Annotated in this window: 13 protein-coding genes; 10 read left to right on the forward strand and 3 right to left on the reverse strand. The window is 41.6% G+C overall.

The annotated features are described in order from the left end of the window. Positions 1 to 23: 23 nt before the first annotated feature. The gene (locus tag ABXS85_RS11675) at positions 24 to 605 is read left to right on the forward strand and encodes a TetR/AcrR family transcriptional regulator (RefSeq protein WP_353666709.1); all 582 of its coding nucleotides are present in this window, start codon (positions 24 to 26) and stop codon (positions 603 to 605) included. A gap of 148 nt (positions 606 to 753) precedes the next feature. Here the strand turns inward: ABXS85_RS11675 and cysQ are convergent, their stop codons facing one another. After that, a complete protein-coding gene (gene cysQ / locus ABXS85_RS11680; RefSeq protein ID WP_353666710.1) occupies positions 754 to 1,623 on the reverse strand; it encodes a 3'(2'),5'-bisphosphate nucleotidase CysQ in 870 nt (289 codons plus the stop codon). A 41-nt stretch (positions 1,624 to 1,664) separates the two neighbouring features. Between cysQ and ABXS85_RS11685 the strand changes: the two genes are divergently transcribed. After that, complete coding sequence (locus tag ABXS85_RS11685) at positions 1,665 to 2,084, forward strand: S4 domain-containing protein (RefSeq protein ID WP_353666711.1); 420 nt, start codon at positions 1,665 to 1,667, stop codon at positions 2,082 to 2,084. 95 nt (positions 2,085 to 2,179) lie between these two features. On the opposite strand, the gene dprA is transcribed toward ABXS85_RS11685, so the two are convergent. Further along, positions 2,180 to 3,574, reverse strand: coding sequence for a DNA-processing protein DprA (gene dprA / locus ABXS85_RS11690; protein WP_353666712.1), 1,395 nt, complete (start codon positions 3,572 to 3,574; stop codon positions 2,180 to 2,182). A gap of 277 nt (positions 3,575 to 3,851) precedes the next feature. Between dprA and def the strand changes: the two genes are divergently transcribed. The 7 genes from def (at position 3,852) to gmhB (ending at position 11,513) form a co-directional block, all read left to right on the forward strand. Further along, on the forward strand, positions 3,852 to 4,370 hold the full coding sequence (gene def / locus ABXS85_RS11695) for a peptide deformylase (protein WP_353666713.1): 519 nt from the start codon (positions 3,852 to 3,854) through the stop codon (positions 4,368 to 4,370). Positions 4,371 to 4,494: 124 nt separating this feature from the next. Next, the gene (gene fmt, locus ABXS85_RS11700; RefSeq protein WP_353666714.1) at positions 4,495 to 5,481 is read left to right on the forward strand and encodes a methionyl-tRNA formyltransferase; all 987 of its coding nucleotides are present in this window, start codon (positions 4,495 to 4,497) and stop codon (positions 5,479 to 5,481) included. A 3-nt stretch (positions 5,482 to 5,484) separates the two neighbouring features. Next, positions 5,485 to 6,876: a 16S rRNA (cytosine(967)-C(5))-methyltransferase RsmB gene (rsmB, locus tag ABXS85_RS11705; protein WP_353666715.1), complete on the forward strand. Its 1,392-nt coding sequence runs from the start codon at positions 5,485 to 5,487 to the stop codon at positions 6,874 to 6,876. Between the two features lie 622 nt (positions 6,877 to 7,498). Beyond that, positions 7,499 to 8,872, forward strand: coding sequence for a Trk system potassium transporter TrkA (gene trkA, locus ABXS85_RS11710; protein WP_353666716.1), 1,374 nt, complete (start codon positions 7,499 to 7,501; stop codon positions 8,870 to 8,872). Positions 8,873 to 8,978: 106 nt separating this feature from the next. Continuing rightward, the gene (locus ABXS85_RS11715) at positions 8,979 to 10,427 is read left to right on the forward strand and encodes a TrkH family potassium uptake protein (protein WP_353666717.1); all 1,449 of its coding nucleotides are present in this window, start codon (positions 8,979 to 8,981) and stop codon (positions 10,425 to 10,427) included. A 33-nt stretch (positions 10,428 to 10,460) separates the two neighbouring features. After that, positions 10,461 to 10,934 carry a Cys-tRNA(Pro) deacylase gene (gene ybaK, locus ABXS85_RS11720; RefSeq protein WP_353666718.1) on the forward strand — a complete coding sequence of 158 codons (474 nt, stop codon included), beginning with the start codon at positions 10,461 to 10,463 and terminating at the stop codon, positions 10,932 to 10,934. A 21-nt stretch (positions 10,935 to 10,955) separates the two neighbouring features. Further along, positions 10,956 to 11,513, forward strand: coding sequence for a D-glycero-beta-D-manno-heptose 1,7-bisphosphate 7-phosphatase (gmhB, locus tag ABXS85_RS11725; protein WP_353666719.1), 558 nt, complete (start codon positions 10,956 to 10,958; stop codon positions 11,511 to 11,513). Positions 11,514 to 11,563: 50 nt separating this feature from the next. Here the strand turns inward: gmhB and ABXS85_RS11730 are convergent, their stop codons facing one another. Then, positions 11,564 to 12,688 (reverse strand): MFS transporter, encoded by a 1,125-nt coding sequence (locus ABXS85_RS11730; protein WP_353666720.1) that lies wholly within the window; start codon positions 12,686 to 12,688, stop codon positions 11,564 to 11,566. 198 nt (positions 12,689 to 12,886) lie between these two features. Between ABXS85_RS11730 and ABXS85_RS11735 the strand changes: the two genes are divergently transcribed. After that, positions 12,887 to 13,768: a helix-turn-helix domain-containing protein gene (locus tag ABXS85_RS11735; RefSeq protein WP_353666721.1), complete on the forward strand. Its 882-nt coding sequence runs from the start codon at positions 12,887 to 12,889 to the stop codon at positions 13,766 to 13,768. Positions 13,769 to 13,878 lie beyond the last annotated feature (110 nt).

The raw sequence follows: 13,878 nt of genomic DNA on the forward strand, positions 1-13,878 counted from the left end.
AACCTTCATAAGGAGATCTTTTCATGCCTTATACCACTAAACACAAAGAGCAAACACGTCAGCGCATATTGCTAGCCGCAGCCAAACTTTTTTGTTCGCGAGGTTTTGATCGAGTCACGCTGACGCAAATCATGCAAAAGGCCAATATGACACATGGTGCCTTCTATTCACATTTTTCAGGAAAGAGTAGCCTCTATGAAGCTGCCATGCAGTTTGCTGCTTCGCATGCTTTTTGGGCTCGTGACGACAAGCGAACAGAGGGCAAAGAGACCCACCTCAAAGCTTTAGTCACTCGCTATTTAAGCTGGAGTAAAACGGACCAAGATCATCCTTCACCGTTGGAGTTCTTAGTTACAGATGCTGCACATAAAGAAGAAAAGGTACGCCAAGCTTATCAAGCTTGCTTCGACAGTCTAGTTGAGAGGCTGGCTAATATTCTTAAGAAGAATGGCAAACCTCGGAAAAATGCCGAAGAATTGGCAGAAGAGACGGTTGTTTCCTTAGTAGGCACTGTATCGATAGCTCGCTCCATAAGCCAACCTTTACAAAGCGATTTTTTGAAACGAGCGCACAATCGTATCGTGTCTAGATTAAAGGCAAGTTAGTTTTTTAAAAACACTAATAAAAAGCCGGTGTTTCACGTGAAACACCGGCTTTTTAATCTATATTTGTTATCTAGAACTCAGAATTAAATACATCTATATCTACTTTACAAAACAAATAGTAAACAAGTTTATTCTCTTAACTCCGCTATCAGCTCTTCTTATGTTCATCTGTGGTTTCATACCAACGCATAATATGTGGTGCGATTTCATCACCTGCAACAAAAAAATGACCATTAAGCAAGGTTTCTCTCTGATTGTACAGAAATGGTTTACCTTCAGGGGTTACCAGCATTCCTCCAGCTGCTTCAATAATAGCTTGCTGGGCAGCTGTATCCCATTCGCTGGTAGGGCCACGACGTAGATGCAAATCAGCAATGCCTTCCGCAATTCGGCAACCTTTAATTGAACTGCCCTTAGGCAGTTCTCGTACTTGCTGATAAAAATCCTTCAAAGTTTGTTTCAACTCCATAGGTAAAGCAGGGCCATGGCTTCGACTGGTCATAACAATAATGGGCTCACGAGGTGCTCTAACATTAATGCTTTCATAGCTTACAGCTCGTTCAGGTCCGTCATGCCACTTTATTGCGCCTAATGGAAGATCTTGCCAAGCCTGAGTAACACCAAAATATCCCTCAGCAGTAGTAGGCAAGTACACCATGCCCAATATAGGTTTACCTTGATCTACCAACGCAATATTAATACTAAATTCACCATTGCGTTTAATGAACTCTTTGGTCCCATCAAGAGGGTCTACAATCCAAAGTGTTGACCAAGATAGCCGCTCTTCCAAACTCACAGAACCTTCTTCTGACAAGACAGGAATATTAGGTGTGAGTGCTTGCAAACCGGTAATAATCACTTTATGAGCAGCCAAGTCGGCTGCGGTGACTGGACTGTCATCGGATTTTTGTTCAATTCCCAAGTCAGCACTTTGATATATTTCCATGATAGCCGCCGCAGCTTGGTGTATGATTTTTTGCAGTGCTTGAAAAACTGGGTGTGTATTTACATCCTGCATAACTGCCTCATGACAACAAATAAAGGTCAATGTATTAACTTATGAGTAAAACAGAAAAACCGTCCGAACTACAAGCTGTTCGTTTAGATAAGTGGCTATGGGCTGCACGCTTTTTCAAAACCCGTTCCTTGTGTAAAGACGCCATAGATGGCGGCAAGATCACCTATAACGGTAGTAAAGGCAAAGCCAGCCGCAATGTTGAAGTCGGTGCCATGATAGGCATACGTATTGGCTGGGATGAAAAGACAGTAGAAGTAAAAGCCATTAGCGAACAACGTCGCGGGGCACCAGAAGCTAGATTGCTTTATGAAGAAACAGCCGAATCTATTGATAGACGTGAACGCAGGGCATTAGAACATAAATCTTTCGGTGGACGAATCATGGCCGATCATAAACCCAATAAGAAAGAGCGACGAGATATTAAACAGCTTAAGAAAGACATCTTTGGCAGCATAGACTAATTAACAGTGATATTAACATGCCTATTTTTCTCTTCTTTATAGAAGATCATAGACAACAAAAATCAGGCTGTATTTGAATACAGCCTTATCTTTTGTCATTCATTTTTTATCAGCCAATACAATCCCTGCTGATTTTTAATACACGCATTGAGCTCAAGCTCCATCAAAGATTGCATTAGGTCTCCAGCATCACGCTTTGTTAATCGTATCAAAGCATCAAAATCCAGTGCTGACATGTCACCTTTTTGGGAAAGATCTTTTAAAAGATTTAACACAGCCCTAGCTTCCCTGCTTAATGATAAGGTTGATTCAAGTGTGCTTATCGTCTTTGTCGCTTTTTTCTCATTAGAGATTTGTTTGTTAGGTACTGCAGATGGACTGAATACCTGTTCTGTTTGCTGATCCTCTTCATTCGTTATGATTTTGTTTGATAACATTTTATTTGATAACAATGACTCAGCATCTAATTGCTTATTGCGCTTTTCTGTTATGGCATTTTTTTCTAATAACAGGGGACACTCATTTAGAATGTCCTCAACCTTTGTCACTAAGCTGGCTCCTTGACGAATCAATTGATGGCAGCCAGCCGATTGCCTATCTGTTAATCTGCCAGGAAAAGCAAAGACATCACGATTCTGTTGTAAAGCATAACTGGCACTGATTAAAGAACCACTTTTAATGGATGCCTCAGCCACCAATAGTGCCATACTCAAGCCACTGATGATGCGATTGCGTGGCGGAAATAAATTAGGCCTTGGTTGAGTGGTAAGTGGGTATTCACTTAAAAGCAAACCGCCTTGGTTCAGTAAGGCTTCATATAGAGGCTTATTTTGCTCTGGATACCAATTCAAGAGGCCAGTACCCATCACAGCGATACTTGGTGCAACATTGCTTTTGAGGGCGCCACAATGGGCTGCTGTATCAATACCAATGGCACCACCACTTACAATACACACTCCTAAATCAGTCAAAGCCTCTGCGAAATAATGGGTCATGTCTCTACCATGCTTACTGCAACGCCGAGCACCCACCATAGCAAACTTGGGATAGGCCATTGCATCCAATGAGCCATTTATATACAGAAGGGCAGGTGGAACACTGATCTCTTTTAAAAGCCTAGGATACTCATCATCATAAAACATCAGCAGGTGATGATCCGCATTCTCAAGCCATTCATGAGTCTGATCTAACTTAACTTTCTGCTCATCTATGAGCTTGCCAGAAGACAAATAGGTCATAGCTTGCTTGGCTGTTGTATCAGGCCATTTTAGTTTTCTGAGAAATGCATACGATAAAATATCGATATCTTCATCTATATGTTCTTCTAAATTCTCTGTGTGCTCGCCATAATCAGTTTGCTCACCATAAAAAGTATCTTGCGCATGAAGATATTGCATCAAACGCGATAAGCGTGCAGGGCCTATGCCTTTAAGAAAACTTAGACAAAGCCAATCTTTGCGATTTAATTGTGTTGGTTTCGTTTTAAACATTGTTGTGCTTCCTGCTTACAATGAAAAAATTAGGGTAGGTTCTCATGCGAAAACAGCTATTATTTTCATCCTGAAAGAAATAGACAATTTCTATTAACTCGATTGAATCATACTGAGTAAAAAACCGCCATGAGATCACTGCTGAAAGCCTCAACTTGAGGTACAATAACAAGATTAAGTTAAATCACTGTGCTTCTAGTCATCTTGCTAATCATCTCAAAGCTACTCATCGAATAATTCTGGAAGCCAGTCAATTGAATTGAAAGAGACGAACACCATGGCTGTTTTAACTGTACTAGAATACCCTGATCCACGTCTGCGCAAAGTCGCTGAGCCGGTGACGGAAATTACTGACGAGCTGCAAACCAAAATCGACGACATGTTAGATACCATGTACGATGAAAATGGTATTGGTTTAGCGGCAACACAGGTGGACTATCATTATCGTGTAGTGGTAATGGACCATTCTGAAGAACGCAATCAACCTATTGTATTCATAAATCCTGAATTTGAAGTATTAGATGATGCGCCAAACGAGTTCCAAGAAGGTTGCTTATCTGTACCAGGCTTTTATGAACACCTTTACCGAGCCGCTAAAGTGCGCGTGAAAGCATTAGATCGTGACGGTAAAGAGTTCAAAATGGAAGTAGACGAGCTGATGGCCGTATGTGTTCAACATGAAATTGACCACCTAGATGGCAAGTTATTTGTTGATTACTTATCACCATTAAAGCGTAATCGCATCAAAGGCAAGTTAGAAAAAGCGCATAAATTGGCTCAAAAGCAAGCAAGATAAATCTATTAAATAGCCTAATTAACTTGTACAAAATACTAAGGTTCAGCCAAGCAATACGCTAATATTTAAACCTAGATTATTAAAAATCAGGCCACTGGCCTGATTTTTTCGTTAAGGAATTCGCATGACAAAATCACCACTTCGTATTGTTTTTGCCGGTACACCGGACTTTGCTGCTGCAAGTCTACAAGCACTTATTGATCAACAAGTTCAAAACCAATACCAGTTAGTGGGTGTTTACACTCAACCGGATCGTCCAGCAGGGCGTGGTCAAAAGCTTGTGCAAAGCCCTGTTAAGCAACTTGCTCTAGCAAATGATATTCCTGTCTTACAACCATTAAACTTTAAACAAGATGAAGACAAACGCATGCTTGCCGAACTTGATGCTGACATCATGATAGTGGCTGCCTACGGAATCATTTTGCCTAAAGTTGTTTTAGACACGCCGAAAATGGGCTGCATAAATGTCCATGCCTCTTTATTACCTCGTTGGCGAGGAGCAGCCCCCATTCACAGGGCGTTAATGGCAGGAGATACGCAAACCGGTATTACTATCATGCAAATGGATGTTGGCTTAGACACTGGAGACATGCTGCTGAAAGCTAGCTGTGAAATTCACTCGGATGATACTTCCGGTAGCTTGCATGACAGATTGGCCGTTCTGGGTGGTGAGACACTGGTTACCGCGCTTGAAAAATTGCGCGCTGGTGAAATAAAAGCGGAACCACAAGACAGTAACTTTTCTAATTACGCAGATAAGCTTACCAAACAGGAAGGAGAGCTAAACTGGCATCAAAGTGCTGAGCAATTAGATCGACAAGTAAGAGGCCTAACACCTTGGCCAAGCGCTTTTACACATTGTTCAGCAGGGGTAATGAAAATCCATGCAGCTAAGGTTGTTGATCTTAAAACTGACAAAGCCCCTGGCAAAATTCTTTCAGTTAGCAAAGAGGGTATTCTGGTTGTAACAGGGCAAGGCGCTTTGCAAATTACAGAACTACAGTTTCCAGGTGGTAAACGTATGAAGGCACAAGATGCATTAAATGGTAAACACAAAGATCTACTTCAAGCAGGTCAGTCTTTTTTTACCAATGACCAAAAGGAAGCCTAAACAATGGAAACGAATCATACACCTCGTGCCATTGCTGTTCAGATATTAACTCAAATATTGCTTCAACAAGGATCATTGAGTACCCAACTCAATCGCTATCAAGATCAAGTAGCTTCAGAGCATCAAGCATTATTAAAAGAGTATTGCTTTGGCGTATGTCGTCAATTTCCTAAACTAAACAGTTTGGCGTTAAGTCTGCTGTCACACCCTTTTGAAGAAAAAGATACAGATTTATACGCTGTGCTTTTATTAGGTTTATATCAACTTATCTTTATGAAAACGCCCGACCATGCTGCGATCAATGAGTCCGTTGAAGCTTGTCGAGCACTAAATAAAGCTTGGGCTACCAAACTCGTTAACGCAATTTTAAGGCGATATCAGCGGGAAGGTAATCAACTATTAGATAATCTGACTAGTATGCCATCTGTGGAGTTTAATCATCCTAAATGGCTGGTTAAGCGTTATAAGAAACATTGGCCAGATCAATTTCAACAGATTGTTGCAGCAAACAATCAGCACCCACCAATGTGTTTGCGGGTTAACTTAAATCGCGTTTCACGTGAAACATATTTATCTGAGTTAGGAAAACTGGGTATAAAAGCAGTTATTGGGATACATTCAAGAAGTGCCTTGTATCTAGAAAGTGCAGTTTCTGTTAATCAGTTACCAGGTTTTGACGATGGCTTATGTAGCATCCAAGACGAATCCGCACAGCTAGCCGCTGAAATATTAAACCCAAACGTAACAGAGAATTTATTAGACGCTTGCGCGGCACCGGGAGGTAAGACTGGGCACTTGCTGGAAACTTTAGCCCAAAGCTCCGCAAAGAACAGCAAAGATGAATCAATTGCAGAAGGAAAACTCACCGCCATCGAGCTAGAAAGGTGGAGATTAGACAAAATAGAATCCAATTTAGCAAGACTTGGATATTCAGCTGAGCTCATCTGTGCAGATGCATCGGATATAAACACTTGGTGGAACGGAGAATATTTCAATAAAGTTTTACTAGACGCTCCTTGCTCAGCTACGGGGGTTATTCGTCGAAACCCAGATATCAAAATAAATCGCAAGCCTGCCGATCTAGAAGCACTTGTTGGCATTCAGCAAACTATTCTTCACAAGGTTTGGCAGACATTAAAGCCGGGAGGGTATTTGCTATACGCCACTTGCTCACTGATGCCAGAAGAAAATGAACAACAAATAGCCGCTTTTTTGGCTTCACAATCAGATGCTTTAGAAGTCGATTTAGCTACTTTAAATCCGCATCTTCTAAAGCTATTTTCTGATGACCAAGTTGATCCACTAGGTAAGAAAGTATCTCATGGATATCAGATTTTCCCTCGTACAGAATATCAAGACGGATTTTACTATTGTTTGTTAATGAAAGACGCTTGATGAACTCTTGGCGAATTAAGGGAATAACTACTCTTAAGAAAAATAACAAAGCGAACAGGACAAACAGGTAAGACTTAGTTCTTCACCTGTCTTTTTTCTTTTTTCTTTTTTCTTTCTTCAACCTTTAACCTTTCTACAACTTATTTTTATTTAAAATTGTTTCATGTGAAACAGATGAAAAAATAGTCCAATTTTAGTGACAGTAATCCTAAGACGTTATTCTAAAGACTTATACTCACAAGATCACAAACAATAGACATGCAAGCAATACACTAAAGGTCGTTGATTTGCTTATCATCTATTGTCACTCTATTGCAGTTTTCTATGACAAGCCTAAACGCGCACTTCCCGTAAAATTTCTAATAGAAAATAATACTTCTATCTAATCTAATAGTAACGAATAGACGAAATGAGCAAACTGGCAATGTCACTGAAGTTCAATCAAAATTATTATCAGTTTTTTAAAACTTCAAGTTAAATAATTGTTCTTATGTAGGTAAACTTTACCCATTAAGGATCTTTTGCAGCAAAGATCATACGACTCATTAAAAGACCAAACACCTAACCGTATTAGGTGAATACATCAGAGTAGAGCAACCGTCAGGCTCTGCTAAGGCAAAATATGAAAATCATCATCATCGGAGCCGGCCAAGTAGGTGCAACGCTCGCAGAGAATCTAGCAAGTGAAGATAACGATATTACTGTGATCGACACAGACCTAAATCGCCTTAGAGAACTACAAGATAGGTTAGATATTCAAACTGTGGAAGGCAGTGGCGCGCACCCTGATGTGCTTCATCAAGCCGGTTGCAATGATGCTGACATGTTGATTGCCGTCAGTAACCAAGATGAGACGAATATGGTGGCTTGTCAAGTCGCTCATACTTTATTCAAGACCCCCACAAAAATTGGTCGTGTTCGATCCAGCGCTTATTCAAGCCATCCTGAGCTATTTAGCGATCAAGCGTTACCAATGGACGTGCGTATTAGTCCAGAAAAAGAAGTCACTAAACATTTAAGCCGCTTAATTCGTTATCCCGGTGCATTACAGGTTATGGAATTTGCTGAGGGTAGGGTACAACTGGTGGTAGTCAAGGCGGAAAAAGGCGGGCCTCTTATTGACCAGCCGATAAGCTTTTTAAAAGAACATATGCCTTCAATTCAAACCCGAATTGCTGCGATTTATCGTGACGGTAAATCCATTTCACCAGATGGTAATACTTATATTCGAGCTAATGATGAAGTCTTTTTCCTGACCGCCCAGCGAGATGTACTGGATGTAATGAGTGAATTACGCCCATTAGATACACCGTATCGACGTATCATAATTGCTGGTGGCGGTAATATAGGTGAGCGTCTGGCACAAAGTTTGGAAAAAGAATATCGCGTCAAAATTATTGAGCGTGATGCTGAACGTTGTCGCTACCTGTCTGAAACTCTAGACAATACCATAGTGCTCAATGGCGACGCCTCCAAACAAGAATTGCTGCTAGAAGAAAACATAGAATCCACCGACGTATTTTGCGCACTCACTAACAACGATGAAGCCAACATCATGTCTTCCATGTTAGCTAAGGTACTCGGGGTTCGCACTGTTATGACCATTATTAATAACCCAGCGTACGTGGACATTGTTCAGGAAGGCATGATTGATATTGCCATTTCACCACAACACACTACCATCAGTTCTTTGTTAAGTTATATCCGTCGTGGTGATGTAGTGAACGTTCACTCCATGCGTAAAGGTGCGGCAGAAGCATTGGAAGCAGTAGCCCACGGCGATCATCGTTCTTCGAAAGTAGTTGGCCGTAGTATTGCCAATATTAATCTTCCGGAAGGGGCAACCATTGGAGCAATTGTTCGCGGAGATGATGTAATTGTCGCCACCAGTGAATTGGTTATCCAAGCAGAAGACCATGTCATTATATTTGTGACGAACAAGAAGCAAATTCCTGCAGTAGAACAACTCTTCCAAGTAGGCTTGACCTTCTTTTGATAATCTTCACTGTTTCGTTAAAAAGAGTTATTGATATTAATACCAGATTACAGTCATTGTTCGGCGCTATAACAGATCCAGTAGCCGAATGTTTAGGACATTAGATATGCATTTTAAGGTTATCTTGCGAGTCATTGGAATATTGGTCATGGTTTTCAGCGTGTCGCTGATCCCTCCGATTATTGTTTCTCTTATTTATAACGACGGTGTCTTATCTGCCTTTTTGTATGCCTTGACCATTAACCTAATCGGCGGCTTTATTTTGTGGTTTCCCGTACATAAGGAAAAAGGGGAATTGAAAATTCGAGATGGCTTCCTAGTGACCGTTTTATTTTGGTCAGTACTGGGCTTGTTTGGATCTGTGCCTTTCTTTTTGGCCGAAACACCGGACTTAACCTTTACAGATGCCTTGTTTGAATCCATTTCTGGGTTAACCACAACCGGAGCCACCATTCTGACGGGCATAGACACTTTGCCCAAATCCATTCTGTTTTATCGTCAGCTTCTCAACTGGTTAGGTGGCATGGGTATCATTGTATTGGCGGTTGCCATAATGCCAATGCTAGGCATAGGTGGTATGCAGTTATACCGTGCTGAAACACCAGGCCCTGTTAAAGATACCAAGTTAACCCCACGTATCGCTGAAACAGCGAAAGCCTTGTGGTATATCTACGCCACACTAACCTCTGTCTGCGCTTTAGGCTATTGGATTGCTGGCATGAATTTGTTTGATGCCATTTGCCATAGCTTTTCAACCGTGGCTATCGGTGGTTTCTCGACTCATGATGCCAGCATAGGTTATTTCAATAGTGTGGCAATCGAGCTGATTTGTACCTTCTTTATGATAGTCTCTGCCTTTAACTTTGCTTTGCATTTTTATGCTTGGCGTCATAAAAGTGTATGGCATTATTTTAAAGACCCAGAAGCACGTTTCTTCCTTCTCATACTGTGCAGTACAATAATACTCTCTACTTTGGTTTTAGCCATGACGGCAACCTTTGATTGGGCCACATCGTTACGCTATGCCCTGTTTGAAAGTGTTTCCATTGCAACAACATCGGGTTTTGGCACATCAGACTTTTCAACCTGGCCACACTTCCTTCCTTTTCTTTTAATCGTAACCTCTTTTGTTGGTGGCTGTGCTAGTTCAACTGGTGGCGGAATGAAGGTCATTCGAATTCTATTGATCCTAAAACAAGGCATACGTGAAATCCAACGCTTAATCCATCCCAATGCGGTGATTCCTGTTAAGGTCGGTGGGAAAGCGGTACAGGAGCGAGTGGTATCTGCCGTATGGGGATTCTTTTCTGCTTACCTATTGGTTTACGTAATCTTAATGATAGGTCTAATGGCAACTGGTCTAGATCAGGTAACCGCTTGGTCAGCCGTTGCCGCCACTTTAAATAATTTGGGACCAGGCTTAGGTGACGTGGCCAGTAGCTTTACCAACATTGGTGACCCTGCGAAGTGGATGTTGTGTTTTTCTATGTTACTTGGCCGTCTGGAAGTGTTTACTTTATTGGTATTATTCACGCCAATGTTCTGGCAGAAATAGTAACTTAATGAAATAGACTAGGATGATTAAGAAATGACACCGGCAATTGATCAGCTAAAAAAACACAAAATAGCTTTTACATTGCACGAATACCAACACGATGCGCATTGTCATAGCTTTGGTGAAGAGGCAGCCAATAAACTTAATTTAGCACCAGAAACCGTCTTTAAGACCTTGTTAGTGACTGATGAAAAACAGTTTTTTGTGGCCATAGTACCGGTAACAGGCCAATTAAATTTGAAGCGTGCTGCTAGCGCCTTCGCCGTTAAAAAGCTGCGTATGGCGGAAGCCAAAGAGGCTGAACGCATCACGGGGTATTTAATTGGTGGCATCAGCCCGATCGGTCAAAAGAAATCCCTGGTTACCTGCATTGACGAATCAGCTCAAATCTATTCAAAAGTGTATGTAAGTGGCGGACAAAGAGGACTGGACATAGGGATTGCACCACAAGACCTTAGTCAATTATGTCGACAAACTCGCTTTGCAAACATAGCGCAAAGCAAATAATACACTTTCAAGAGAAAACTCATGTCACAAATCAAACCCATCATATTGCTTGATAGAGACGGGGTCATCAACCAAGACTCAGACGCCTATGTAAAATCTGTTGCGGAATGGCAGCCGATTCCTGGTAGCATCAAATCCATAGCGGCCCTATCAAAAGCAGGGTTTCAGATCTACGTAGTGACCAATCAATCTGGCATTGCTCGTGGTTATTATGACGAAGCCACATTGCACGCCATGCACGATAAAATGACAGCATTGGTTGCAGCAGAAGGTGGCAAGATTGAAGGCATTGAATATTGCCCTCATGGACCAGACGATGACTGTCGATGTCGTAAACCCAAAAGCGGTATGATTGAAAAGATAGAAACTCAATTAGGAGTTAACTTCAATCAAACTCCAGCCATCATGGTAGGGGATTCCCTGCGTGATTTAGAAGCAGGTCACGCCAGAGGCTGTCAACCGGTGTTAGTTTTAACTGGCAAAGGGCGTCAAACCCAATACAAAGACATTCCTTTCACATTTGAAATTTACACAGATTTAGCTGCTTTCAGCATTGCCTTACTGCACAAGTACAGTTAATTAAGTGTCACAAGAGATAGCAAGTGTGTAAACACTTACACACTTGCTATCTATCTTGTCATGGTGGATAAACGATACCAACTCAAAGCAATCATACTAATCAAAAACGCCAATAAATAGGGAAAGGCGTTAACACTGAACACTTCAATGATAGGTCCAGTCAAAGTTGGTGCAACCAAAGCCCCTAAACCACAACATACAAAAACGAAGGCAGTACGTTTGCCATTGAGAGACATGATGCTATTTGCGTATGAAAACACCATAGGAAAGAAAGCGGAGCAACCAAGACCTAACCATAATGCCACCAACACTAATGAAACGTCGGTAAGCATCATGACTAAGACCCCAGAAATCGCAATCAATAAATGCAAATTAACACCTTGTTGAGGCGTAATAAAACGCAATAAAGGCACTGAAATCAAACGGCCAATGGAGATACTAACGAAGAACCAAGTAACCAGAATAGCGGCTGTATTTTGCTCCACTCCAGACAAAACCGCATAGGTACTCATCCAACCAGCGATAGTAATTTCAAAGCCCACATAAAGAAATATCACGGTTACAAAGGCTAAAAATGTAGCCTTTTGTTTTGTTTCTGGTACGACTTCTTGTGCTCTGGCTTCAAATCTTGGGCTAGGTTGACGCCACAATAACACTGGCAGTAGCACAGCATATAAAGCCACTAACCAATAACCGGCACCATAATCTTGGCCTAACCATCCTGAGAAAACCAAAATCAAAGGCGCCAACATGGAACCCGCACTGTGACAAAGGTGCAACACAGTGACATACGAACCGACTTTTTCCTTATGCAACCAAATCATCATCATGTTGCCGCCCGCATTGGCCGATACTTCTGTCGCTCCTAGTAAAAAAAATAAGACGACCAACATACTTAAGCTGGTAGAGAAGGGCACCAGCACCAAAGCACCAATCATAATGACTAACATCAAAATGATGTAATGATGTCCTTGCCAACGTTCATACATACGACCCGCTAACATAGCACCAAGAATGTTGCCTATAGCACGAGCAGTAAAAACAACGGAAATTTCCGCCACCGTAGCATCAATCAAGTCGGCTAAATAGATCAAGCTCGGTCCTAATAAACCGGCCACGGCGCCAATGGCGATGAACATAGCGCAATACAAACTGGTACGAGTCAATTCCTGCATGGCAACACTTCCTATCTGTCGGGTGGTCGGAGCAACAACCCTGATGTGATTTTAACGCTTGGTAAGCTGGTGGATTTAATCATGCAAACTGATTAAATCCTAGTGAAGAAATAAAAGACGTTCTGTTTAATCACGAGAGATTGGCAATGAGGGTGTTTTAGATGATAATAGTTATTATTTATCTCCCACTTTACCAATATGACCAACCAAGATAAGTTAAATCGCATAGAAAAAGTCCTCGACTATATTCACAGTCATCTTGATGAAACCATTCATGTGGCCGATTTAGCTGAAAAAAGCTGCTGGTCACGCTGGCAATTTCAGCGCGTCTTTGGTGAAGCCACAGGTTTAACCGTTGCGCAATATACTCGCGAGCTTAGGCTTAGTCATGCCGCTGAGCTTTTAATATCTAGTCAACAGAGGCACTTAGACATTGCCATGCAATCTGGCTTTGATTCTGAAATCAGTTTTTCGCGTGCTTTTAAACAGATGTTTCATACCACACCAAGAAACTATCGACAGCGCGGTATACGTCAAGGTTTACGGACACCTTTGCAGTACCGACAAGCCAATCACAGACTTGAAGCGCCGAAAGCCTTCACTCAAATTCGCATCGAAAACCGTGAGGCTTTTCAGCTTAAAGCACAATCTGATTGGATCTATGGACCTTTTTCTAATCAACCCGACTATCAACAGAAAGTTCGAGACCTGTGGCGCAAAGTTGACCATGATTTCTGTGGCAGTCATACCGAAGCACAAGCCATAGGTGTCATAAACACTCAGTTCTGTAATGAGCATCCTGAACAAATGCATTATTGGGCAAGTTATACAGAACAAACCATGCTTCCAGAAACATACCCAATACTCACAATACCCGCGCAGGAGTATGCCGTTATACCGGTTCATGGCAAAGTACAGGCGATAGAAGAGGCCGTTCGTTGGTTTTTGTTTTATTGGTTACCAGATTCGGATTACAACGGCGTATCCGGTTTTGATTTGGAAATGTATCAGCCTAATTATGATCCTGCAGATCTAAATAGTTATATGGAATATTGGTTGCCTATTCGCCCCAGACAATAAGACGAAGATAAAAAGATCAAGATTGAGCAATCAAGTTGCACCAAATCGTTAAGTTTTCCTGAGACGGGATTAATAGAATGAGATTCATTCTCATAACCAACATTATTCTC

The sequence above is a fragment of the Marinomonas sp. THO17 genome (genome assembly GCF_040436405.1).
Lineage (GTDB): Bacteria > Pseudomonadota > Gammaproteobacteria > Pseudomonadales > Marinomonadaceae > Marinomonas.